This is a genomic window from uncultured Fibrobacter sp. (assembly GCF_900316465.1).
GTDB lineage: Bacteria > Fibrobacterota > Fibrobacteria > Fibrobacterales > Fibrobacteraceae > Fibrobacter.
Genome location: NZ_ONDD01000026.1, coordinates 1 through 23,055 on the forward strand (window position 1 = coordinate 1; position 23,055 = coordinate 23,055).

Below are 23,055 nucleotides of genomic sequence, written 5' to 3' on the forward strand. Positions count from 1 at the left end.
AGGTGGCAGATTGATGTGCGTGCCCTTGCACGCCGCTGGTATTGTAGGGCTACGCCCGTATATGAAGAACCGCCGGCTTCGCCGGCGGGTCACTTTTTTGTCCCGTTAAAATCATTTTACCTGCAATATTGGCAAAAAACGCCTGAAAATAGCGTGTATAGGAATAGAGAACATTCATAAACGTATTCTACCTACTTGACATATACACACTAAATAGGTATATTGAATGATACAAAGTTTTGCAGACAGAGAAACAGAACTTACTCTATTCGCATAAATGACCAATGGCGTATTTGTTTTTCAATGAACGAAGGACACTTTTATAACGTTGAGATTGTTGACTATCACTAGGAGTAAACCATGAGCAAGCATATTGAAACGCCTACTATCGGAGAAATCCTGAACGAAGAGTTTTTTACGCCTATGGGTTTATCTGCCTACAAGGTCGCTCAGGCAATCAATGTTCCTGTTTCAAGAATCCAGGACATTCTTCACGACCGCAGACGAATTACGGTTGACACATCCTTGAGGCTCGCCAAGTTCTTTGGTGTTTCCGACGATTACTTCATCTCTTTGCAAGATGACATCGATATTCGCAATTTGAAAATTGAAATCGCCGAGGAACTCGAGAATATCAAGACCTTTGTGCCGGTGTAAGACATTCGTCCCTCATTTTTTACTACATTACGGCCATGCTATACGGTATTTGTTCTGATATCCATTCTAACGCGGTGGCTTTCGAGGCGGTTCTTGCCTCCATGAAGGACAACGGGGTAGAACGGAGGGTTTGTCTGGGTGATTTAGTGGGTTATGGTGCGGATCCTGACGAAAGCGTTCGTCTGGCTCGCGAAAATATGGACATTTGTATTATCGGTAACCACGACAGTGTGGCGATCAAGCACGAGTCCAGCGCCGGGTTCAACCCCTATGCCAAGCAGGCCATCGAATGGACGCAGAACCACTTGTCGGACGATTCGATTTCGTACCTGCGTTCGCTGCCGTATGTTTGCGAAGAAAACGACATTTGCTTTGTGCATGCCTCTCCGCTTTCGCCCGCGGACTGGGTGTACGTGACCGAGCTTGAAGATGCCCTCGACGCCTTTGAACATTTCAAGGGCCGCTACTGCTTTGTGGGCCATACACACAGCCCGGTGATTGTGGCGAGCCGCCCGAATGCAATCCCCAAGATTCTGGACGAATACGAATACAGGATTGAGGACACGGAACGCCTGTTGGTGAACGTGGGGAGCGTGGGCCAGCCGCGTGATCGCGATCCGCGCTCTTGCTGGTGTCTGCTGGATACCGAGACCATGTGTGTGCGTTTGATTCGTGTCGATTACGATGTGTTCGAAACGCAGGAACGCATGAAAAAGGCCGGCATGCCGAGTTTCTTGATTGACCGTCTGAGTGTAGGCCGCTAGTCCCATGAAATGGGTCTTGGCTGTTTTTGGTAAGGCAGGTTCGCCGTTCATTGCCGACGAGGTCGACAAGTATGTCAAGCGTTTACGTGGGGGAATGTTCCCGCTCGAAGTCGTGGAACTCAAAGAGTCCAAGATAGACGACCGCATGCAGGCATTGGCACAAGAAGCGACACTTTTTGACAAGAAATTCCCGAAGTCCGAATACAAGCGCGTCATTTTGTCCGAAGAGGGCAAGCTGATGGATACGGTCAAGCTTTCGGATACGCTCCGGGACCGTTTTCCGGGAAATATCGTGTTCTTGATCGGGTCGGCGTACGGCATCGACGAGAACCTGAAAAAGACTGCCGACTTGCTCCTTTCGCTTTCGCCGTTGACGTTTACCCACGACCATGCGCGTGTGCTTTTCGCCGAACAGCTTTACCGCGTTCAGATGGTGATGCAAAACCACCCCTATCATCATAGATGACCGCTCGCGCCCAAACCAAATTTTTTTTGAAAAATTGCGTTTTCACCCCTTGACAGCGGACCTTTTTAATTCTATTATTGTGCGCGTCCTAAGCGACTATGGATGATTAGCTCAGTTGGTAGAGCAGCTGACTCTTAATCAGCGGGTCGCAGGTTCGACCCCTGCATCATCCACGAAGACCTCTCCTCACGGAGAGGTTTTTCTTTTATACTGGCAAGTCAATCCTGTCTTATGCCAGAATCAGCATCTTTCGTTTGAGTAACAATATTTCTATATTTGCCGCCGTAAAAAACGGATAAATCATGAACGCAGAAATCGAAAAACGCCGCACTTTTGCTATTGTCAGCCACCCTGACGCGGGTAAGACCACCATCACCGAAAAGTTCCTGTGGTACGGAAACGTGATTCGCGAAGCGGGCCACGTGCGCGCCAAGGCAAACCGCAGCTACACGGTGAGTGACTGGATGAAGATCGAGCAGCAACGCGGTATTTCTGTTTCGAGTTCCGTGCTGAATTTCCCGTTCGAAGGTTGCATGTTCAACCTGGTCGATACCCCGGGGCACCAGGACTTCTGTGAAGATACTTACCGCGCCCTGACCGCCGTGGATGCGGCCCTCGTGCTTATCGACAGCGTGAACGGCGTGGAAAAGCAGACCATCAAGCTCATGGACGTGTGCCGCATGCGCCATACGCCGATCATCACGTTCATCAACAAGATGGACTTGGATGGCCGCCACGTGCTTGACCTGCTCGACGAAATTGAAAGCATCTTGAAAATCAAGGTCGCCCCCTTTACGCTCCCCATTGGCGTGGGTAAGCTTTTCAAGGGTGTGTATTCCATCGCTGAAAACACCTTCCACACCTTCAATAAAGAAGAAGGCCATCAGGAAATCATCCAGATGGAAGGCCCGGATGATCCGCGCCTTGTAGAAATGTGCGGCGAAAACTGGGTCGCCCAGTTCAAGGAAGAATACGAGATGGTGACCGGTGCCATGGACCCGTTCGACCACGAAAAGTTCCTGAAGGGCGAAATGTGCCCCGTGTTCTTCGGTTCTGCGGTGAATAACTTCGGCGTGCGTCAGCTGTTGAACGCTTTTGCAAAGCTTGCGCCGCCTCCGATGGTGCGCGAAACCGACAAGCGCCCGGTGAGCCCCGACGAAAACGACTTTAGCGCGTTTGTGTTCAAGATTCAAGCGAACATGGACCCCAAGCACCGTGACCGCACGGCATTCCTGCGCATTTGCTCGGGCAGCTTTACCCGTGGCGAAAAGGTTTACCACGTGCGCACAGGCCGTGAAATTCGTTTGGCTGCTCCGACGGCATTCCTCGCGAAAGACAAGGAAGTTATCGACCACGCCTGGGCGGGCGATATCGTGGGTATCAATGACCCGGGACTTTTCCGCATCGGCGATACCTTGACCGACGGCGAAAAAATCAACTTCACCGGCATTCCGGACTTTGCTCCGGAACACTTTGCCCGCGTAACGCTCCTGAACCCGCTTAAGAGCAAGCAGATGGCGAAGGGCCTTGCTGAACTTTCCGAAGAAGGTGCGACTCAGTTGTACGAACCGCTCAAATCCGCTATTCCTGTGATTGGTGTGGTGGGCGAGTTGCAGTTCGACGTGCTCAAGTTCCGCCTGCAGAGTGAATACGGCGCCGACGTGTCGCTGGACCGCGTGCCCGCTCACGGAATCCGCTGGGTTTCTGGCCCCGAAAAGGATGTCGCCAAGTTCGCCGAAGAATACGCGATGGACTGCATGATGGATAAGGAACGCAACCTGGTTTGCCTGTTCCCGAACGAATACCGTCTGAACCTCGCCATCAAGAACTACGAAAACCTGACCTTCGCCGCCACCTCGCAAGGGTAATTTTTTTAATAAATTCTAAATTAAGTAAAAGTTCCTTACAATGGGGGTTGTATTATGGCTTTGAAAAATTTTATGTCACCCTGGAGCTACGCTGTGGCGATAGGGTCCATGTTCCTTTTCGCAGCCTGCGGTGATGACAGCAGTTCCACTAAGGTTGCTGAGCCTGTCGATGATCCGTCAAGTTCGTCAATTGCGGTCGAGACTCCTGATGGAGAGGAATCTTCTTCCTCTGTCATCCAGAGCGATAATGAAGGGTCCAGCAGTAACATTGACTCGTTGAATTCATCCTCCAGCATTAGCGAAGAATCCAGCAGTTCCAAGGTCCCTGAGCCTGCCGAGGGGGCCACTAGCAGCTCGTCAGTTGAACAGAACTGCTCGGCAATTTTAAAGGGAAAGTCTGGCTGGAGTTGGGATGTTCCTAAAGAATGTCGATTTAACCCGGATATTACCTATGGCACGATGACTGACTCTCGTGACGGTCAAACCTACAAAATCATAAAGATTGGCAATCAGACATGGATGGCAGAAAATCTGAACTATGCTGATAGTACGAACACTCCGAGCTTGTTGGAACGCAGTTGGTGTTATAACAAGAAGCCCGAAAACTGTGCCGTGGGAGGACGCCTTTACACTTGGGCGGCAGCCATTGACTCGGTAAAACTTGCTACCGATGCCGATAATCCCCAGGATTGCGGTTACGGCAAGACATGCACGCTTCCGACAATAGTTCAGGGCATTTGCCCCGATGGCTGGCATCTGCCGACACAAGCAGAATGGGAAACTTTGTTTACTGAGGTGGGCGGACAATCGATGGCTAGCGATATTTTGAAATCGCTAACAGGTTGGTATTCTAATGGCAGCGGTACGGATGATGTGGGCTTTTCTGCAATCCCTGCTGGCTTCAGATACAATAATGGTCGCTTCATTGATAGTCAGTATGCCTATTTCTGGTGTGCCTCTGAGTATGATAGCCTCCAAGCCCACGACATGGACTTGGATTACTTTTACAAGAGTCCGAAACTGTTCAGTTTTGAAAAAAATTACGCCTTTTCAGTTCGTTGTCTAAAGGACGACCCATAGGCTCTACTCGCTTGCTTCCGTCGCACTAATTTGTAATAAAAAGTTTTCAAATTCATGAAGCTTCATGGCTCCTTCCATCGGGGTTTTAGGGGTGTCCCCCTAGGCGAGGGGGTGGGGAGCAACGAAGTGCGATACAGGGGGAGACTTCCCCCTTTATTGTTGTTCTAGGAAGATTCGTAATATTGAATCTTTCATCTCACATTGCACATTCGTCATTACGGCCTACTCCCTACTTTTTATATATTTCCCCTACACAGGTAAGCATAGCGCTTACCCAGGATTTTTTAACATCAAAAGGAAAAACATGAAACGTCTCCCCATTGTTGCTCTCGCAGTATGTTTCGCTGGTCTCGTTGCCTGCAATCAGGCTTCCGCCGGCGGTTCGTTCAACCAGCAGGCCAGGCTTGATAACCTTGAAAAGGATTTCAAGCAGGTCAAGGAAGAATTTGAAATCATCAAGTATGCCCTCGACAAGCGCGGCATCTCCTTGGAACAGGCCCGCGCCGAAATGGAAGCGGACAACAAGGTCTGGGACATTCCCGACGAAGACAGCCCGGTCTTTGGCAACACCAAGAACCCGAAGCTCACGATTGTTGAATTTACCGAATTCCAGTGCCCGTACTGCTCCCGCATCGCTCCGGTCATGAAGGAACTCAACGAAAAGTATCCGGACAAGATCAAGTTCGTGTACAAGCACTTCCCGCTCAGTTTCCACTCCAACGCTCGCGCTGCCGCTGCCTCTTCTATCGCTGCACACAAGCAGGGCAAGTTCTGGGAATACCGCTACGCTCTCGCTCCGCATAGCCGCGAACTCGGCGACTCCATCTATGTGGAAGTTGCAAAGCAGATCGGTTTGAACGTGGAACAGTTCAAGAAGGACATGGTGCTTGACTCTGCCATGAACGCCCGTATCGACAAGGACTTCCAGCTCGGTACCGAAGTCGGCGTGCAGGGTACTCCGAACTTCTACATCAACGGCAAGCGTCAGGACCGTTTCAGCCCCGAACTGGTTGAAAAGCTCCTCAAGGAAGCCAAGTAATCTTTTAAGCGGTTCAATCTGTAAACGCGACTTTAAGTCGCGTGCTCCCTTTTTGAACGCGAAAATTTTAATTTCAAAATCAAACTAAAACACAACCAAAAGGACACGATCATATGATGAAGCGTACATTGACTGCCGCTACCGTCGCCCTCCTCGGCTTCGGCGTAACGGCTACAATGGCTCAGCCGAAAGCACCGCGTGTAGTTCCTTACAAGTTCTTCGACGAACAGTATCGTCCGGGGGGCTTTGACTACGCATACGGCGGTAAGAGCAAAGGTATCACCATCACTAAAGACGGCGGCTACAAGTCTAAGGCTGCCTTGAACATCAAGCTTGACCCGAGCGAATATTCGGGTGCATCTGTTTGCTTGTACAACGAAACCTTCGACCTCAACAAGTTCATGCTCGACTCCAAGCTCGAATTCATGATCAAGGGTAAGAAGGGTGGCGAAGCCGTTAAGGTCGGCCTTTTGGATGAAGAAGTTTCTGACGGCAAGAAGACCCAGGTCGTTCTCCCGATGAACAAGTACATCCAGGGCGGTGCCGTGACGACGGATTGGAAGAAGGTTTCCATTCCTCTCGTGGACTTCCCGGACCGTGGTCTCTACTGGGACAACACCCGTAAGTCTGAATTCCCGGCTCGCATCGACTGGGACAAGATTGCTGAAATCCGCTTCTCTATCGACAAGAGCGGCGCATCTGATTTCGAAATCTGGGTCGACAACATCGAAATCGTGAAGGGCAACAAGAAGGCCGCTCCGAAGAAGAAGGTTGTCTACTGGGATGAAAACAACGACGTCATTGACGGCCCGAAGAACCCCGAAAAGCTCGACGGCAAGGCTAAGCCTGTCAAGAACGGTACGTTCTACGATAACCAGCTCAAGGGCTTCAGCTACAGCTACGGTGGTCTCTCTGCCCAGCGCGAAGCTGACTCCAAGACTCAGGGCAACCCGAACGTGCTCGCCCTGTACATCGATAACAACGACTGGTCTGGCGTGACCTACTCTCTTGGCGAAGGCAAGTACATTGACCTCTCCAAGGTTCGCAACAAGGGTGGTCTCTACTTCTGGATCAAGGGTAAGCTCGGTGGCGAAAAGGTCTACGTGGGTATCCTCGACAACCAGGGTAACGACATCAAGAGCCAGACCAAGATCAGCCTGAACGACTGGATCGAAGGCTCCAAGGTCAGCAAGGACTGGAAGCTCGTCAAGATTCCTCTGAAGAAGTTCGGCGACAAGGGTAAGGCTTGGGACGCTAACAAGCAGGCCGAAGTTGCTAAGGACGTGCAGTGGAACAAGATTCAGGAAGTCCGCTTCTCTGTGGGCAAGGGTGAAAACCAGGGTGAACCGGGCAAGCCGGCTCCTGTGACCATCTTCGTCGACCAGATTACCTTCACCGAAAATATCGACTGGGTTGACCCGGATATCAAGTGGGATAACTGGAAATCCAAGGCTCCGGATGTCGTGATTTCTGACTTCGAAGGCAAGTTTGGCAAGGACAAGTGGGAACCGTCTTTCGGTCCGAAGTCCAAGGCCGAAATCGAAATGCCGTACAAGACCTCCAAGCTCGACGGCAACAGCCTCTACATCAAGCACTTCGAAATGTCCGACTGGGTGGACTTCGTTCTTGACTTTACCAAGAATGGTGCCGCTCACGACGCTAAGCAGCGCGACTGGACGAACCACTGGGGTATCATGTTCGACGTTTACTCCGAACGTGCATGGCAGTCCATTACGGTTCAGATCGGTGACGCTGGCAACGAACTCTTCGTTTCCAACACCGGTGTACCTCGCGGTCGCACCACGGTGATCGTGCCGTTCCGCACGTTCTCCAAGTTCCCGTACTACCAGCCGCCTAACGCTAAGGAAAACGGCGTATTCGACCTCAAGAACGTCGTTTCTCTCGACTTCAAACCGGGTGGAGAAGGTTCTAACGGTAGCTTCGAAATCGACAACATTAAGCTCACCAACCAGAAGGAAGTCAAGGCTGCTGCTCGCCCGGCTCTCGTGAAGGTTGAAGTTAAGGGTACCGGCGACGTGATCAACCCGAACATCTCGGGCGGCCTCTTCGGTATCAACGCAGCACTTTGGGATGGCGACATGCTCGACAATCCGAAGTTCAAGGTTCAGACTGCTGAATACGCCAAGCGCATCAACCACGGCATCATCCGTTATCCGGGTGGTCTCCGTGCCGATGACGACCACTGGAAGGAAATCCTCGACAACCACGACTGGATGGTCGATACCGACGAATTCCTCGCCTGGTTGAAGAAGACCGGTTCTAACGCCATGTTCACCGTGAACTTCGGTTCCGGTACCGAACAGGAAGCCGCTGCTTGGGTGAAGCACACCAACATCGACAAGAAGGCCGGCATCGTTTACTGGGAAATCGGTAACGAAGTCTATGGTAACTGGCACCCGTACTATGAAAAGTATGGTAAGGACGGCGGTACCATTTATGGTAAGCGCGCCCGTAAGTTCATCGAAGCCATGAAGAAGGTTGACCCGACCATTAAGGTCGCAGTCCTCGGCGTGCTCGATGGCCAGTGGAACGACAACGTGCTCAAGGAAACCGGCGACATTGCCGACGGTCTCATTGTTCACCACTATCCGCAGCACTTCGGTGAAGAAAACGACTTCGCCCTCCTCTCTGCTCCGCAGGACCTCGTTCCTATCTACAGCCGTCTCCATAAGGTTGTAGACAAGTGGACCAGCCACTTCAAGAAGGACAAGAAGATCGAACTCTGGCTCACCGAATGGAACTCCGTGGACTTCAACCCGGGTCCGCAGACCATCTCTCTCGAAAACGGTCTGTTCGTTGCTGACTACCTCGCTATGCTCGCCACTGAAAATGTGGACAACGCACAGTACTGGGATATCCACAACGATATCACTCCGGAAGGCGGTGACTACGGTTACCTGACCCGTTCTGCAGAAGAATGCATGAACTGCCCGCGTCCGAGCTACTGGGCATTCCAGATGGCTTCTGACGCTCTCCGCGGCAAGCTCCTCAAGACCGAAATCTCCGGTGACAAGGAATCGCTCATCACGACCTACTACACCGAAAACGGCAAGAAGAAGAGCCTCCTCGTGATCAACAAGAGCCCGTACAGCGACTACGAACTCAAGTTGAACATCCCGGGCTTCAAGGGCAAGGCCACTGTCCAGACTCTCGACCGCAGCACCGAAAAGCTGAAGGAAGGCTGGGCAAACGATCCGTCCAAGAAGGCCAAGAAGGGTGTTGACATTAGCAAGCCGATCAAGGTCGGCAAGCGCACCGTCACCCTCATCACGGTGGAATAAGGAATATCATTCCGGCTTAACCGCCGGAATCATTCTTTGAAGAAACGCCTCGGCTCTGCCGGGGCGTTCTTTATATATCCGGCAAATATATCCGATTAATGAAGCCGGCTGTATAAACGAAAAGCCGCAGGCATTTGCCCGCGGCAATTTTTTTTTGAGATCCTTCGACTTCGCCTGCGGCTCAGCTCAGGATGACACGGTTGTGTTATCGTTCCAGGCGGAAGTACACAGCTGCAAGCGGCGGGAGTTGAATGTTGAGGCTCCACTGCCTGTTCTGCCACGGGATGTCCTGCGTCCAGACTTCGCCGAAGTTGCCCACATTGGAGCCGCCGAACATGCTAGCGTCAGTGTTGAAGATTTCCTTCCACTTGCCGCGAGTCGGAGCGCCGAGGCGGTAGTCGTTGCGGACCACCGGCGTGAAGTTGAATACGCAGAGGATTTGGTTCCCGTGATCGTCCTTACGCACGAAACTTACGATGGAATTGTCGGCATCGTCGCACCAGATCCATTCAAAGCCTGTGTAGTAGTGGTCGATTTCCCAGAACGGGGCGTTTTCCTTGTACAGGTGGTTCAGAACCTTCATCATCTGCAGGAGCTTGCCGTGGCTATCCCAGCTGATCAAGTGCCAGTCGAGGGAGCGCTTCTCGTTCCATTCGCGGAACTGGCCAAAATCGTTGCCCATGAAGTTGAGTTTTTTGCCCGGGTGCGCATACTGGAAAGCGTAGGTGAGGCGGAGGTTTGCAAACTTCTGCCAGTTGTCTCCCGGCATCTTGCCAAGCATAGAACCCTTTCCGTGAACCACTTCGTCGTGGCTGAACACCTGGATGAAGTTTTCGCTGTAGGCGTACACCATGCTGAAGGTCAGCTGGTTGTGGTGGTACTTACGGTGAATCGGTTCGTGCTGAATGTAGCTCAAGAAGTCGTTCATCCAGCCCATGTTCCACTTGTAGTGGAAGCCGAGGCCGCCCTGTTCAGGCGGACGCGTAATGCTGGGGAAGCTGGTAGATTCTTCGGCAATCAAGATTGCATGGGGCGTGAGGCGGCCCATGATGCTGTTCAAGTGCTTTAGGAATTCCAGCGTGTCATAGTTGATGTTACCGCCGTCCTTGTTCGGCACCCACTGGCCGGGTCCCTTGCCGTAGTCGAGGTAAAGCATCGATGCCACTGCGTCGACGCGGAGACCGTCGCAGTGGAATTCCTTGAGCCAGTACATGGCGTTTGCAATCAAGAAGTTCTTGACTTCGTTGCGGCCCAGGTTAAAGATGTAGGTGCCCCAGTGCGGGTGTTCGCCCTGGCGCGGGTCGGCGTGTTCGTAACAGGCGGTGCCGTCGAAACGTCCGAGGGCGTGGGCATCCTTCGGGAAGTGTGCCGGAACCCAGTCCACAATCACGCCGATTTCGTTCTGGTGGCAAAGGTCCACAAAGTGGCGGAACTGGTCTGGCGTGCCGTAGCGGCTCGTGGGGGAGTAGTATCCGGTCACCTGGTAGCCCCAAGATTCATCGAGCGGGTGTTCGGCAAGCGGCAAGAATTCCACGTGGGTGTAGCCCATTTCCTTGAGGTACGGAATCAGGGTTTCTGCAAGTTCGTCCCAGTTCAAGAATCGATCCGGATTAGCGGGGTCGCGACGCCAGGAGCCGGCGTGGACTTCGTAAATGTTCATCGGCGAACCGAAGACCTTGGTGGCCCAATGCGTGGACATGTACAGGTCGTCGCCCCATTCGTAGCCGTCGAGGTGCGTGGTGATGGAGGCGGTTGCCGGGCGGACTTCGCTGAGCTTTGCAAGTGGGTCCACCTTCACGTGCAGGTTGCCGTCGGCACCGTGAATTTCATAGCGGTAGAGTTCGCCTTCGCCAATGTTCGGAATAAAGATTTCCCAAATGCCGGTGGAGCCGAGCATGCGCATTTGGTGGCGGCGACCGTCCCAGCTGTTAAAGCTACCGACCACGGAAACGGCGTGGGCGTTCGGAGCCCAGACGGCAAAGTGTACGCCCTTAAAGCCCTGGTGTTCAACAAGGTTTGCGCCCAGCTTGCGATAAAGCTCGTAGTGCGTGCCGCTCGAAATCAAGTGGCGGTCAAAGTCGCTAAGTACGGGGAGGAATGCATACGGGTCGGTCAGCGTGTATTCGTTGCCGTCATCCTGCTTAATAATCAAGTTATAGAAGAACGGTTCGTATTCCTTGTCGAGAATGGCTTCGAAAAATCCTGTGTTGCCAAGCTTCATGAAGTCGAACTCGAACTCGCCGTCGCAAGATTCACCACGAATAAAACTTGCCTGCGGCTGGTAAGCGCGAATCACCGTCTTCACGCCGCGGTCCGTATTCAGCGGATGCAAACCCAAGATGGAAAAAGGATCCTTTGTATTAAAATCCCAAATGGCACGCATGTCTTCCGAAGTCAAGCTCGTGAAGTCATTCCATTCCATATCATACTCCTGTAAAACACCTAGTTGTAATGTCGTAAATATAACTTAATCAAAAAAAATGGGGCTTTGCAATTCTATATTTGGGGCATGTACAGGCGAGTCCTTACGATTCAAGATATTTCGTGCTTTGGACAGTGCTCCCTCACGGTGGCACTGCCGATTATTTCTGCGTGCGGTGTAGAGACGGCGGTGTTGCCGTCGGCGATTCTTTCGACCCATACGGGCGGCTTTACGGGCTGGACTTTCCAGGATCTGACTAAAGAAATGTTGCCGATTAGCGAGCATTGGCGCGTGGCTGATATTCGTTTCGATGCTTTCTATACCGGTTATCTGGGTTCTATTGAGCAAATCAACATGGTTCAGCACATTATGGACACCAACGGTGTCGATGGAGCGATTCGGGTAGTCGACCCAGCCATGGCCGACAACGGGGCGCTTTACCCCGGCTTTAACATGGAATTTGTCGCTGCCATGAAGGATTTGTGCGCCCATGCCGATGTTTTGCTCCCGAACATGACCGAAGCTTGCATGCTCACGGATACGGAGTACAGCGAAAATATTGACCGCGAAACGGTCGAACTGCTTTGCAAAAAACTCTGCGAACTGGGCACCAAGTCGGTAGTGCTGACCGGTGTCGGATTCCGTCCGGGTTACACGGGCGTGATGCTTTACGACGGTAAGGAATTCAACTACTACGAACACAAGAAGATTACCAAGGGCTTTAACGGCACCGGTGACTGCTATGCCTCGGCTTTTGTAGGAGCCATGCTCCGTGGCCGCTCCATGGTCGATGCGGCCCGAATTGCGGCCGACTTTGTGCTGGAATGCATCGAAAAGACTTATGAAGACAAGTCTCACTGGTATGGAGTCAAGTTTGAACTTGCGCTCCCGAGCTTGATTAAAAATTTAGCAGACGAGTAGGTTCTTATGGCAATTGCGATGGAAGAAACGGTTGACCCGATGCAGTTTACGCAGGTGTTCAAGGTAACGCCTGAAATGATTGACGACAACCACCATTTCAACAACGTGTGGTCGGTCAAGTGGATCCAGGATATCGCGATTGCCCATTCCGATTCCGTGGGCGGTACGGCCCTGATGCGTGACCTGGGTGCAGGTTGGATGATTCATGTGCAGCACGTGGAATACAAGAATCAGGCTTTCCTCGGTGACGAAATCCGCGGAACCACGTGGGTCGCTGCCTATGGTAAAGTCGCCAGCTTACGCAAATGCCGCTTTGAACGCGTTTCTGACGGCAAGGTGATTTTTGAATCGGAAACCCAGTGGGTGCTTGTCGACCTGAATCGTGGTCGCCCCATTGCCATTACCGACGAAATGAAGCGCCTGTACGTCGGGCACTAAAGAATCTTTTTCGCCAAATTCTGGATGAACGCGCGCCAGCCCTTGTCGCCTTTCTTGTGGTACGGCGGGTAAAGGAATGTCATGGTGTCGAGGGCACTCTGCCGCATCACGTTGCGTTCGTGGCTGAATGTCTTGAATCCGTAAATCCCGTGGTAATTGCCGGTACCGCTCATGCCGACACCGCCAAACGGAACCGACTGATTTGCAATCTGCAAAATGCAATGGTTCACGCATGTTGAGCCCGAGGTGGTGCGGGCGATGATTTCGTTGATTTTCACTTCGGACTTTCCGAAGATGTAGAGTGCCAGCGGCTTAGGACGCGCTTGAACGAAGGCAATTGCCTCTTCTAGCGAATCGTAGGCGATAATTGGGAGAATCGGTCCGAAAATTTCAGATTCCATGATGCGCATGTCGGGCGTGACGTCGGTCAGCACGGTCGCGGGCGTGTAACGGTTTTCAATGTCTTCGGGGCTGAAATGTGCGCCCAAGACAGCCTTTGCGCCCTTGGCGATAGCGTCTTGGATCAGCCCTTGATGGCGCTCCACAGTTCGACTTTCTACGATGTGCACGAAAATTTCGGAGTTGCGGCGTGCCTCATCGGTTTCGCCGTACATCTTCTTTATGTTGTCTGCAATGGCTTCGGCGAGTGGTTGCATTAAGCGGCGCGGGCAAAGCATGTAGTCGGGAGCGATGCAGGTTTGGCCTGCGTTCAGGCACTTGCCCCATGCGATTTTCTTTGCGGCATCCTTGATGTTCACGTCATCTAGAACGATTGCCGGCGATTTTCCGCCGAGTTCAAGCGTCACGCCAGCATGAATCTTGGCCGCTTCTTCTGCCACATGGGCACCCACGTTCGGGCTACCCGTAAAGAACACATGGTCGAAGGGGAGAGCGAGCAGCTGGTCGCCAATTTCGGCACCGGCGCCCTGCACGACAGCGACTTCGTTCTGCGGGAAAACTTCTTTAATAATCGATTCCAAAACTTCGGCAACATGCGGAGTCTTGTGGCTCGGCTTTGCAATCACCACATTGCCCGCGGCGATGGCCGCTACAACCGGCGAAATAAACAGCAAGAACGGGTAATTCCACGGTGCCATAATCAGCACGCGGCCCTTGGGTTCAAAATGGCTCACGCTTGAATTCAGCGGGAACAGAAAACTCCAGCTACCATCTTTGTCTTCGATCCAATCGGGCAGGTGATTCACGGTGTGGTCGATTTCTTGTAGGGCAGGGTAGACTTCGGTGAGCCAGGCTTCCGTTTTCGGCTTGTGGAAATCGGTCCATACGGCATCATAAAATTCCTGCTGTCGAGCCACAATGACCTTGCGGAGTTTAACCAACTTGGCGATTCGCTCCTTCACGCTTGATTGTGCAATTTTCCAGCGGTTTTCACCCTGCGCATCAAATATGTTTTGTAAGAAATCTGACATGTGGAACAATATAATTTTTACTCATACGTCTTAGGCCTAAAGTCGCTAGATTTATACCATTGTAGCGTACACCCTCCGCCCAAACCTCATACCCCATAGCCCATACCCCATACCACTGCCTACTTTTTTTATAAATTGTAATTATGTCTTCTTTAATTGAATTCAAGGGTAAAAAGCCCGTTCTCGGCGAACGCGTGTTTATCGCGGAAGGCGCCAAAGTCATTGGCGATGTAGAAATTGGCGACGATTCGTCTGTTTTTTACAATACGGTTATCCGTGCAGACCTCGCCGAAATTCGCATTGGCAAGCGTACCAATATTCAAGACAATGTAACCATACACCTTTCGACTGGAGTCGGCGTGCATGTGGGCGACGACGTGACCGTGGGCCATAATGCCATTTTGCATGCTTGCGATGTTGACGACCACGTGTTGATTGGCATGGGTGCAATCCTCATGGACGGCGTACACATCAAGTCGAACAGCGTGGTGGCTGCCGGTGCCGTGGTGACGCAAAACAAGGAATTCCCGGAACGCAGCTTGATTGTGGGTGCTCCGGCCCATGTGGTGCGTGAACTGACCGAAGACGAAATCCGCAAATTCCACGAAAATGCGGAACATTATTTGGTCATTAAAGAAGAGTTGAGAAACTCTTAACGCTTTTTTGCTACAAAAAACTTTGCTTTAGACTTGATTCTTTATATAATTATATTTTAGCTGTGATGTATAAGTTTGTCTTTCTCATTAATCCGATTAGTGGCGGCGGCCAGGGCAAGGTGATTCATCAGTATTTGCCCGAAATCATGTCTTCCTTGAATTATACGGAAGACCAATGGAAGGCCGAATTTACCAATATCGATGGGTTAGACAATCAGATCAGGGATGCTCTTGCCAATACAGAAAAACTGGTGGCCGTCGGTGGCGATGGCACCGTGTCTTCTGTCCTTTCGGTCATGGTCTCTTCGGAATACGCGAAGTCCGTGAAAATCGGCCTGATTCCGCTGGGTACTGGCAACGACCTTGCGCGCGTGCTGAACCTTTACAAGCCCTATGTAGACAAGGGACTCTTGTTCCTGGTGCGTCGCTTGCTGCAAGCCAAGGCGCGCCCCTTCGATATTTGGAAGGTGAACGGGAAACTTGCCTTTGCGAACTATTTTTCGGGCGGTATCGATGCCCGAATCGCTCACGATTTTAACCGCGCCCGCGCCAACGGCGAATTCAATTCGAATTCCGTGCTGGTGAACAAACTGCATTACGTGAAGAGTTTCTTTGCGGACCGCTCTTACCAGCTTAAAAAGGGTAAGCTTTCGTTTGTAGATGCCGAGGGCCGCAGCTGGCAAAAAATTCTGGACGGCCATCGCACCGTGATTGTGGGCAACATTCCGAGCTTTGCGAGCGGAGCTAATCCCTTCTACAAGTCCGACATGGCAGACGGCCTGCTCGAAATCGTATGCGTGCCGAACATGTTCAGGTTCTTGCTGGCCATTGCGGTCGGAAACTTGCCTGTAATCGGGAATTTAGTCAAGAAGTATTTTATCAAGACCCGCAAGGCCAAGTCCCTTAAGCTGGAATTTGCCGAAGACGAATTCTTGCAGCTCGACGGCGAAGACCTGAGCGGTAAACTCGGCGGCCATGTAGACATTGACTTTGCCTGCAAGGTGCAGATTATGGCGCTGGGGGAATAATGTTCTCCGTTCGCGCCTCAGACATTGTCGATTACCTGCAAAACATATCCCAAATTGAATGTCGCGTCTTGCGCGAGTCGTCAGAGGTTACTTTGACGGGCTTTGCAGCGCTTACGCAGGCTCGAGAAAACGATGTGAGTTTCTGGGTCGGCAGGGTCGAGAGCGTGACGCATGCGAACGGTCCTTCGAACGATGATTTGAAAAAGACGGCTGCCGGCCTCCTATTCGTGCCTTCTGCTGCGGCGCAATCGGGCGAGGTTTCGTTTGCCGAGATTTTCCCGAATGCCAAGAATATTGTCGCCGTCAAAGAACCTTACCATGCCATGGTCAAGTTCTCGGAGCATTTCGAGGGCAACGGATTCACCGACAACATGGAATCGGGCGTGCATTTTGACCGCGACTACATGGGCGTAGGCTATGGTGAAGCTGGCCCCTGGATTCACCCGTCGGCGGTTGTCGAAGGCTTTGTTGACGAAGGCTGCTTTGTCGGGCCCGGCTGCGTCGTAATGCGCGGTGCAAGCGTCGGGCGAGGCTGCCGTCTGGAATCGAACGTGACCATTTACCCGAATGTAATCGTGGGCGAGGGCTGCATTTTTCAAGCGGGCGTCGTAGTCGGTAGCCGCGGCTTCGGATTCTATGAGCACGAAGGTGAACGTCGCATGGTGCCGCATTTTGCGGGTGTCCGTATCGGAAACCGCTGTAGCTTTGGTGCAAACACAGTCGTGGCGGCCGGATTCATTTCTCCGACGACTATTGGCGACAATTGCCATCTGGATTCCATGGTGCAAATCGCGCACAACTGCGTTCTTGGAAATAACATTTACATGGCCTCGCAAACGGCTCTCGGCGGCACGACGATTCTCGAAGATGGCGTGCAGTTCGCGGGCGGCGCAAAGGCGGCGGGGCACTTGACCGTGGGCAAGAATGCGATTGTGACGGCGAAAGCGGGCGTGACCAAGAGCGTGCCTGCGGGCAAGACAGTCGCTGGATTCCCGGCGATTGATATCGACATCTGGCGTCGTCAAATGGTCGAGCTCCGCGTCATGGCGAAGAAGAGTAAAAATGTGAAATGAGAAATTTGGAATGTGAGATTATTCATTTCTCATTTGTCTTTACACATTTCACATTGCATCTGTGTCATCCTAATCGAAAGCTAGGGTCTCTTATTTTATATTTGTGGCCGTAATGAGTGGCATTTTGAATTTTACATCCCCCAGCTTAAGCTTTGGTTCGACTTCTGTTTCTGTCGAGCCGCTGGAAAAGGACCCGCAGAAGGTTCCCTTTGTGGCTTGGTATGTGGGCGAAAAGCTTTTTTACCGCAGCGATGCGTGTCATTGTTTTGAAGAACTTGAATTTTTTGCGAAGCGTACCGCTGGCTACAAGTTGAGTGAATCTGGCTTGGAACTTTTGTCGCCGGAGCATTTGGCACCCGTGTTCCTGATGTGGCCGCACCGGCGCTTTAACGTACGACTTTCTGATGCGGCCAAGCCCGAAGTCCCGATGATGGATGGTTCGTCGATTCCGTTCTTCTGCGAAATGCGAAAATTCTGCGGAGCGCCCGAAGAGCTGGTCTTTTTCGATGCTCCTGTGCATGCCGAGTGGGACTTGCCGTGTGGACACGTCCGTATCACTCCCGCGGAAACTTTCGAAGTCGAATACGTTCTCGATCGCAATACCGCCCGCGACGGTTACGACCTCAAGTCGGCGGCCTCCGTCTCCATTTATTCGCCCGAAAACTTGTACCAAATTTTCATGGCACGCACCTTCATTCATCAGGTGGAACTGGAGCGCGCCCGTGCGGCAGGGCTCCTTGCCGGTGTCGATGAATCTTGCGGACTCCTGCTCGCAGCGGGGGATTGCGCGGCTCAAAACAGCGCCTGTTCGCCAAAATTCCGCATCGCAAACGAACCTGCGATGCATAAAATACTAGATTTGATTGGAGACCTGAGTTTTATCTGTCCGGCCCTTCCGAGGGTCAGAATCGAAATCACCAACGGTGGGCATGTGTCCCACCACCAAATCATGGAGAAAATCATTCCTTATGTCAATGCTGGAATCTTTACCCAAGTCTAACGTCGATGGAATCCTCTACGATGCCGAAGTCGTCCACAGCGTGCTTCCGCAGAAGGCCCCGTTTGCCTTTGTCGATGAAATCCTCTCCCTCGATGCTGAAAACATGGAAATCGTTGCCAAGTGGCACTTGACCGGTGAAGAAGGTTTTCTCAAGGGACATTTCCCGGGCAATCCGGTGCTCCCCGGCGTGATTCAGATTGAATCCATGGCCCAGGCCGCCACGCTCCTCACCATGATCGGTCGCGAAGCCGAAACCACAGGCAAGCGCCCGGCATTCATGGGGGTCGAAAACTGCCGTTTCCGCGCTCCGGTGATCCCGAAGGCCGAAATCGTTCTGAAGGCCAAGCTCATCATGGCCCGCCACGGCATTTACAAGTACAGCGGCGAACTCCTGACCGTCGATGCCGAAGGCAAGGAAACGCTCTGCACCAAGGCCGACTTCAGCGCCGCCATGGTCTAAGTTTTTATGCCCGAGTCATGCTGACGAAGGTCAGCATCAGCTTTTCATACCAGAGAAAAATAGACTTTATTGTCACGTTGATTGGGAATCACTAACGTGATTCCTTTTTTATAATTTAAATTTGGCAAAAAACGATTGAGGTTCCTGGAGGTCTTCTGTGAAATATTTTGCTGCGTTGTTGCTTTCTGCTGTTTTGTTCGTTGCCTGCGGCGATGAATCTAGTAGCTCCGCTCCCGATCCTATCGGTGAAATCTCGTCGAGTAGCAATGAGGAGCTCGGTTCCAGTTCCTCGGTGGCGGAGAAGAATTCTTCTAGCTCTGTAAGTGGCAAGAATAGTAGTTCGAGTGTGGTTGAGTCGAGTAGTAGTGATTCTGTTAAAACTTGTACGCCTGATCAAGAAGGTTTGGAACAATGGTATTTTTTTACTAAGGAAACTTATGTTTGTCAGAATGGTGTATGGGTTCTCCAATCGTCAAGTGAAGAATTTTTTTCTGGAACTCCGTGTGAAAAAGATGAAGAAGGGTATACTGTGTTTATCTCACAGGAACAGGTAAAATATATTTGTCAAAATGAAATTTGGATACCGATGTCTTCTAGCTCTGTTGTGCAACAATCCAGTAGTAGCAAATATTATGATATGAGCAGACAGTTTAATGCCAAACTCAGCTATGGAGAATTTACTGATCCGCGAGATAATCATGTATACAAGACAATTCGGCTATATGACGATGTTACTGATACACTCACGTTCTTTGCGGAGAATCTGAATTTTGGTAAGATGATTTCTGGTGGAGATCAACAAGGTGATTCAACTAAATATTGTTACGATGATGATCCTTGGTATTGTGAAAATGGGTGGGGAGGGCTTTATACCTGGGCCACCGCTATGGCTTTCCAAGCGGCTTGTGATTCTTCTCAAACGGGAAGTGAAAAATGCCTGAATACGACGGATGAGTCTAGGAATACTCTTGTACCAAATAATTCGGAGTACGTTGTACATCAGGGAATTTGCCCAGATGGCTGGCACATTATGAATCAGGGGGAGTGGGTGGCTGCCATTAATGGACATGGGGCGATGAGTGGTAGTCAGTATCTTAGTTCGGAGGTCTGGAATGGAATTATGGAAAATCCGAGAGGCTTTTCTCTTTTGCCTGTAGGTTTGTATGATTCTGTGAATCGCAGGTTTAGTGGAATTATGGAGCTGGGATATTATTGGATTCCTAGAGAATATTACGACGAACCTGCTTTATTGGGAACTATGGTACATTTTATACATAATCATATGAACATGTCTGCAGGATCAGAAAAGAGTGATGCTCTTTCTATCCGTTGCGTAAAGGATTACTAATCCTTTTTTCCGGCAGGGAAAGGAGATCCCACCTTGGTGGCCATGCGCACTAAGCACTAAAAGTGCTAAGTGCTGTCCGCCCGGCCTTCGCCGGGAAGACAGAAGAAGAGTAACTGCTGAGGATAGCGGAGGCGAGTGCCTGACCGCAAAGCGAACATTCCGGAACGGCCATGTGAGCGTGTGGTGCAGGCAGAGACGAAGCGTTCCTTTTTCATGCATCAAAGGAGATCCCGCACCGAGTGCGGGAAGACATCTAGAGTGGCATGCCCAAAGGCGGAGGAAAGTAAGTCGGCGAGCGAACATTAGAGGCCGAAGGCCGAATCCATGTGAGCGAAGCGAGCTTATACTCATAGAGCATAACTCAACTAAGGCAACAAGTTGCCAAGTTTCGTTTACTTTCTGGAGCCGTGGGCTTTGCTGCTGGGGCGTTGCGGGGTGTCCCCGCTAGAGAGGGTGGAGAGCAACGAAGTGCGAACCAGGGGGAGGCTTCCCCCTTTTTTACGGATCTAGCAAATCGCCGCGGATGACTTCGACCTGATCCCCAATCAAACTGATGATGTTGGTCGGATTGATTTCGATGGGGCCGCAGTCGACCATCATGTCAACGGAATGCTCGAAAGTCTTCCAGATATCGTCCGGCTCGTACATGTCTTCTTCGGTGAGCTTGGCTGCCGTGCTCAGAATCGGCTTGTCAAAATGCTGGAAAAGTTCCTTGAAGAACGGGTGCGTCGGCATCCTCACGCCAATTTCGGGGCGCTTGACGTCCAGGCGGCGGGCGATGTGCGGGTCGGCGGGCAAAATAAACGTGTACGGCCCGGGCACGCGCGGCTTCATGATGTTGAATGCAAAGTTGTCTACACGGGCGTAATCGGTCGCCTTGCGAATATCCGGAATGATGAGCGCCATGAAGAATTTCTTCATCGGCTTCTTGAGGGCGTAAAGCTTGTGGATTGCCTTGGGCGATTCGGCGTTGCAGCCAATCGCGTAACCAGATTCAGTGGGGTAGAGAACAAGACCGTCGTCTTCGAGGGCGGCTGCGGCAAGCTTCACGATTCTCGCTTGCGGATTTACTGGGTGAACTTCAAAACGCATGGCGATAAAATAGTAAAAACATAGGAAATTGCAATAGCTGATTTTAAGGGCTAAAAACTCAAAATTCCTGCTGTTTAGCCTGTCTTTTTTCTATTTTGTATGCCGTAAAATAATACGGAGTTTTTATGTCCAATTATTGTCCTGTTATCGGTCTTGAAATCCATTGTCAGCTCGCGACTAAAACCAAGATGTTCTGCGGCTGCGAAATCGAAGTGAATACGACCCCGAACAAGCACGTTTGTCCCGTTTGCCTCGGTATGCCGGGTGCCATGCCCGTGCCGAACAAGAAGGCGGTGGAATACGCCATTCGCTTAGGCCTTGCGCTGAACTGCGAAATCGACCTGAACGCGATGTGGACCCGCAAGAACTACTTCTACCCGGACCTGCCGAAGGGCTACCAGATTACCCAGACGGGCGGACTTCCGGTGTACGACCACCCGATCTGCAAGAACGGCTGGCTCGAAATCGTCAAGGAAGACGGCACCAAGAAGCGCGTGGGCATTACCCGTATCCACATGGAAGAAGACGCCGGTAAGCTCATTCACGACATGAGTCCGACTGATTCCCATTTTGACGCGAACCGCTGCGGCACTCCGCTCTGCGAAATCGTGACCGAACCGGATATCCGTAGCCCGGAAGAAGCCGTGCTCGTTTTGAAGAAAATCAAGCAGACGCTGGAATACACCCGCGTTTCGAACGCCAACATGGAAAACGGCAACATGCGCTGCGACGGCAACATTTCTCTCCGCGCCAGCGAAGACGCTCCGTTCGGTATCCGCGCCGAAATCAAGAACTTGAACAGCTTTACGAACCTCGAAAAGGCTCTCTACTGCGAAATGAACCTGCAGGCCTCGACGCTCGATGCCGGCAAGGAAGTGGAACAGTGCACCAAGCGTTACGACCCCAACGCGGACAAGACCATCGTCATCCGCAGCAAGGAAGACGCCCACGACTACAAGTACTTCCCGGAACCGGACATGGTCCGCCTCGTGACCGACCCGGCCTTTGTGGAAGAAATCCGCCGCACGCTTCCGGAACTGCCGGATGCCCGCCGCAAGCGCTTCATGGACGACTTCGGTGTTTCCGAATACGACGCCATGGTGCTGACCGAAGACCGCGACGTGAGCGAATGGTACGACACCGCCGCGAAGAACTGCAAGAACGGCAAGGTGCTCGCCAACTGGGTGATTACCGAACTCCTCGCTAAGGTGAAGGAACTCGAAGGCGGCCTCTCTGCCCTCAAGATCAAGCCTGAAGACCTCTGCAAGCTCGTGAACCTGATTGCCGACAACACCATCAACGGAAAGATTGCTAAGACGGTCTTCGCCGAGATGTTTGAAACCGGCAAGGATCCCGAAGCTATCGTGAAGGAAAAGGGCCTGGTGCAGGTGACCGACACCGGTGCCATCGAAGAAGTGGTCCGCGCCGTCTGTGCCGAAAACGCAGCCCAGTTCGCCGAATTCAAGGCTGGCAAGGTTGCTCTGAAGGGCTTCCTCGTGGGTATGACCATGCGCAAGTCCGGTGGCAAGGCCAACCCGGGCCTCGTGAACCAGATCCTCGACAAGCTCGCGAAGGAATAATGACTAAGTTCGTTCTTGTTGTGGTTATAGCGCTCCTGTCCGCAGGGGCGTCTTTTGCCGCAGACAAGCTCGACAAGTATGACAGCGCCTACGTCAGTACGCTGAACATGACCGACGAAGAAATCGCGGAAACCTACGGCGTCGACTCGACCAAGTTGAACCAGGGGCCGACCCTCCAGGAACTCAACGAAGAGAATCCGAGTTATATCAAGCGCGAATACAACCACCGCCAGCAAGTGATCGTTGGCAGCGTGGTGATGCTCTGCGTCGCCGTCGCCATGGTGCTCATGAACAACTACAACCCGAAGCGTTAATTAGGTGTGCTTCTGCACCTAATTTCTTTGTATTATACAGTGTGTATAATATAGATATTAATATGTAATGATTTACTATTAAATCTTTGATTTTTACGTAAAAAGTGAATTTTTGTA

21 protein-coding genes, 1 tRNA gene and 1 pseudogene are annotated in these 23,055 nt (G+C 51.8%); 20 read left to right on the plus strand and 3 right to left on the minus strand.

Annotated elements, in window-relative coordinates; genetic code table 11:
- The 10 genes and pseudogenes from QZN53_RS10210 to QZN53_RS10250 form a co-directional block, all read left to right on the plus strand.
- Positions 1–180, plus strand: a 180-nt coding sequence (locus QZN53_RS10210) for a hypothetical protein (protein ID WP_205428141.1), incomplete at its 5' end; no start/stop codon positions are given.
- An 81-nt stretch (positions 181–261) separates the two neighbouring features.
- Positions 262–351: pseudogene (locus QZN53_RS12980) on the plus strand (type II toxin-antitoxin system RelE/ParE family toxin); the annotation flags it as partial.
- Between the two features lie 9 nt (positions 352–360).
- Positions 361–657 carry a HigA family addiction module antitoxin gene (locus QZN53_RS10215; protein ID WP_163438862.1) on the plus strand — a complete coding sequence of 99 codons (297 nt, stop codon included), beginning with the start codon at positions 361–363 and terminating at the stop codon, positions 655–657.
- 35 nt (positions 658–692) lie between these two features.
- Positions 693–1,421 (plus strand): metallophosphoesterase family protein, encoded by a 729-nt coding sequence (locus QZN53_RS10220; RefSeq protein ID WP_088628395.1) that lies wholly within the window; start codon positions 693–695, stop codon positions 1,419–1,421.
- Between the two features lie 4 nt (positions 1,422–1,425).
- A complete protein-coding gene (locus tag QZN53_RS10225) occupies positions 1,426–1,887 on the plus strand; it encodes a 23S rRNA (pseudouridine(1915)-N(3))-methyltransferase RlmH (RefSeq protein WP_163438863.1) in 462 nt (153 codons plus the stop codon).
- A 100-nt stretch (positions 1,888–1,987) separates the two neighbouring features.
- Positions 1,988–2,060: transfer RNA gene (locus QZN53_RS10230), tRNA-Lys, on the plus strand.
- A 129-nt stretch (positions 2,061–2,189) separates the two neighbouring features.
- Positions 2,190–3,755, plus strand: a complete 1,566-nt coding sequence (locus tag QZN53_RS10235; RefSeq protein WP_163438864.1) for a peptide chain release factor 3 — start codon at positions 2,190–2,192, stop codon at positions 3,753–3,755.
- 54 nt (positions 3,756–3,809) lie between these two features.
- Entirely contained in the window at positions 3,810–4,835 is a 1,026-nt protein-coding gene (locus tag QZN53_RS10240) for a fibrobacter succinogenes major paralogous domain-containing protein (protein WP_163438865.1), read from the plus strand.
- Positions 4,836–5,139: 304 nt separating this feature from the next.
- Positions 5,140–5,874, plus strand: coding sequence for a thioredoxin domain-containing protein (locus QZN53_RS10245; protein WP_163438866.1), 735 nt, complete (start codon positions 5,140–5,142; stop codon positions 5,872–5,874).
- Between the two features lie 113 nt (positions 5,875–5,987).
- Complete coding sequence (locus QZN53_RS10250) at positions 5,988–9,176, plus strand: carbohydrate binding domain-containing protein (protein ID WP_163438867.1); 3,189 nt, start codon at positions 5,988–5,990, stop codon at positions 9,174–9,176.
- Positions 9,177–9,381: 205 nt separating this feature from the next.
- On the opposite strand, the gene glgB is transcribed toward QZN53_RS10250, so the two are convergent.
- A complete protein-coding gene (gene glgB / locus QZN53_RS10255; protein ID WP_205428143.1) occupies positions 9,382–11,598 on the minus strand; it encodes a 1,4-alpha-glucan branching protein GlgB in 2,217 nt (738 codons plus the stop codon).
- A gap of 87 nt (positions 11,599–11,685) precedes the next feature.
- Between glgB and QZN53_RS10260 the strand changes: the two genes are divergently transcribed.
- Both QZN53_RS10260 and QZN53_RS10265 read left to right on the plus strand, forming a co-directional pair.
- Positions 11,686–12,519 carry a pyridoxamine kinase gene (locus tag QZN53_RS10260; protein ID WP_163438868.1) on the plus strand — a complete coding sequence of 278 codons (834 nt, stop codon included), beginning with the start codon at positions 11,686–11,688 and terminating at the stop codon, positions 12,517–12,519.
- A gap of 6 nt (positions 12,520–12,525) precedes the next feature.
- On the plus strand, positions 12,526–12,957 hold the full coding sequence (locus QZN53_RS10265; RefSeq protein ID WP_163438869.1) for a thioesterase family protein: 432 nt from the start codon (positions 12,526–12,528) through the stop codon (positions 12,955–12,957).
- Here the strand turns inward: QZN53_RS10265 and QZN53_RS10270 are convergent.
- Positions 12,954–14,387 carry an aldehyde dehydrogenase family protein gene (locus tag QZN53_RS10270; protein WP_163438870.1) on the minus strand — a complete coding sequence of 478 codons (1,434 nt, stop codon included), beginning with the start codon at positions 14,385–14,387 and terminating at the stop codon, positions 12,954–12,956. The two genes, QZN53_RS10265 and QZN53_RS10270, sit on opposite strands and share 4 nt — an antisense overlap.
- A 143-nt stretch (positions 14,388–14,530) precedes the next feature.
- On the opposite strand from QZN53_RS10270, the gene QZN53_RS10275 reads away from it, so the two are divergent.
- From QZN53_RS10275 to QZN53_RS10300, 6 genes are all read left to right on the plus strand, one after another.
- Entirely contained in the window at positions 14,531–15,043 is a 513-nt protein-coding gene (locus QZN53_RS10275; protein WP_163438871.1) for a gamma carbonic anhydrase family protein, read from the plus strand.
- A gap of 65 nt (positions 15,044–15,108) precedes the next feature.
- Entirely contained in the window at positions 15,109–16,071 is a 963-nt protein-coding gene (locus tag QZN53_RS10280) for a diacylglycerol kinase family protein (RefSeq protein WP_163438872.1), read from the plus strand.
- On the plus strand, positions 16,071–17,144 hold the full coding sequence (locus QZN53_RS10285) for a UDP-3-O-(3-hydroxymyristoyl)glucosamine N-acyltransferase (RefSeq protein WP_163438873.1): 1,074 nt from the start codon (positions 16,071–16,073) through the stop codon (positions 17,142–17,144). The genes QZN53_RS10280 and QZN53_RS10285 overlap by 1 nt, the downstream gene beginning before the upstream one ends.
- A 112-nt stretch (positions 17,145–17,256) precedes the next feature.
- Positions 17,257–18,144 (plus strand): UDP-3-O-acyl-N-acetylglucosamine deacetylase, encoded by an 888-nt coding sequence (locus QZN53_RS10290; protein WP_163438874.1) that lies wholly within the window; start codon positions 17,257–17,259, stop codon positions 18,142–18,144.
- Positions 18,113–18,604, plus strand: a complete 492-nt coding sequence (locus tag QZN53_RS10295; protein ID WP_233144358.1) for a 3-hydroxyacyl-ACP dehydratase FabZ family protein — start codon at positions 18,113–18,115, stop codon at positions 18,602–18,604. The genes QZN53_RS10290 and QZN53_RS10295 overlap by 32 nt, the downstream gene beginning before the upstream one ends.
- Positions 18,605–18,761: 157 nt before the next feature.
- Complete coding sequence (locus tag QZN53_RS10300) at positions 18,762–19,952, plus strand: FISUMP domain-containing protein (protein ID WP_163438875.1); 1,191 nt, start codon at positions 18,762–18,764, stop codon at positions 19,950–19,952.
- A 498-nt stretch (positions 19,953–20,450) separates the two neighbouring features.
- Here the strand turns inward: QZN53_RS10300 and QZN53_RS10305 are convergent, their stop codons facing one another.
- Positions 20,451–21,044 (minus strand): L-threonylcarbamoyladenylate synthase, encoded by a 594-nt coding sequence (locus tag QZN53_RS10305; RefSeq protein ID WP_072801076.1) that lies wholly within the window; start codon positions 21,042–21,044, stop codon positions 20,451–20,453.
- 125 nt (positions 21,045–21,169) lie between these two features.
- Between QZN53_RS10305 and gatB the strand changes: the two genes are divergently transcribed.
- Both gatB and QZN53_RS10315 read left to right on the plus strand, forming a co-directional pair.
- Entirely contained in the window at positions 21,170–22,624 is a 1,455-nt protein-coding gene (gene gatB / locus QZN53_RS10310) for an Asp-tRNA(Asn)/Glu-tRNA(Gln) amidotransferase subunit GatB (RefSeq protein WP_088628381.1), read from the plus strand.
- Positions 22,624–22,938, plus strand: coding sequence for a hypothetical protein (locus tag QZN53_RS10315; protein WP_163438876.1), 315 nt, complete (start codon positions 22,624–22,626; stop codon positions 22,936–22,938). The genes gatB and QZN53_RS10315 overlap by 1 nt, the downstream gene beginning before the upstream one ends.
- Positions 22,939–23,055 lie beyond the last annotated feature (117 nt).

Excerpts from the sequence above, each read along its gene's own strand:
- QZN53_RS10250 (WP_163438867.1), top strand. The coding sequence starts at position 5,988 with ATGATGAAGCGTACATTGACTGCCGCTACCGTCGCCCTCCTCGGCTTC.
- glgB (WP_205428143.1), bottom strand. The coding sequence starts at position 11,598 with ATGGAATGGAATGACTTCACGAGCTTGACTTCGGAAGACATGCGTGCC.
- QZN53_RS10285 (WP_163438873.1), top strand. The coding sequence starts at position 16,071 with ATGTTCTCCGTTCGCGCCTCAGACATTGTCGATTACCTGCAAAACATA.
- gatB (WP_088628381.1), top strand. The coding sequence starts at position 21,170 with ATGTCCAATTATTGTCCTGTTATCGGTCTTGAAATCCATTGTCAGCTC.
- QZN53_RS10235 (WP_163438864.1), top strand. The coding sequence starts at position 2,190 with ATGAACGCAGAAATCGAAAAACGCCGCACTTTTGCTATTGTCAGCCAC.
- QZN53_RS10215 (WP_163438862.1), top strand. The coding sequence starts at position 361 with ATGAGCAAGCATATTGAAACGCCTACTATCGGAGAAATCCTGAACGAA.
- QZN53_RS10270 (WP_163438870.1), bottom strand. The coding sequence starts at position 14,387 with ATGTCAGATTTCTTACAAAACATATTTGATGCGCAGGGTGAAAACCGC.
- QZN53_RS10225 (WP_163438863.1), top strand. The coding sequence starts at position 1,426 with ATGAAATGGGTCTTGGCTGTTTTTGGTAAGGCAGGTTCGCCGTTCATT.
- QZN53_RS10260 (WP_163438868.1), top strand. The coding sequence starts at position 11,686 with ATGTACAGGCGAGTCCTTACGATTCAAGATATTTCGTGCTTTGGACAG.
- QZN53_RS10220 (WP_088628395.1), top strand. The coding sequence starts at position 693 with ATGCTATACGGTATTTGTTCTGATATCCATTCTAACGCGGTGGCTTTC.
- QZN53_RS10240 (WP_163438865.1), top strand. The coding sequence starts at position 3,810 with ATGGCTTTGAAAAATTTTATGTCACCCTGGAGCTACGCTGTGGCGATA.
- QZN53_RS10295 (WP_233144358.1), top strand. The coding sequence starts at position 18,113 with ATGTCAATGCTGGAATCTTTACCCAAGTCTAACGTCGATGGAATCCTC.
- QZN53_RS10280 (WP_163438872.1), top strand. The coding sequence starts at position 15,109 with ATGTATAAGTTTGTCTTTCTCATTAATCCGATTAGTGGCGGCGGCCAG.
- QZN53_RS10245 (WP_163438866.1), top strand. The coding sequence starts at position 5,140 with ATGAAACGTCTCCCCATTGTTGCTCTCGCAGTATGTTTCGCTGGTCTC.
- QZN53_RS10305 (WP_072801076.1), bottom strand. The coding sequence starts at position 21,044 with ATGCGTTTTGAAGTTCACCCAGTAAATCCGCAAGCGAGAATCGTGAAG.
- QZN53_RS10315 (WP_163438876.1), top strand. The coding sequence starts at position 22,624 with ATGACTAAGTTCGTTCTTGTTGTGGTTATAGCGCTCCTGTCCGCAGGG.
- QZN53_RS10265 (WP_163438869.1), top strand. The coding sequence starts at position 12,526 with ATGGCAATTGCGATGGAAGAAACGGTTGACCCGATGCAGTTTACGCAG.
- QZN53_RS10290 (WP_163438874.1), top strand. The coding sequence starts at position 17,257 with ATGAGTGGCATTTTGAATTTTACATCCCCCAGCTTAAGCTTTGGTTCG.
- QZN53_RS10275 (WP_163438871.1), top strand. The coding sequence starts at position 14,531 with ATGTCTTCTTTAATTGAATTCAAGGGTAAAAAGCCCGTTCTCGGCGAA.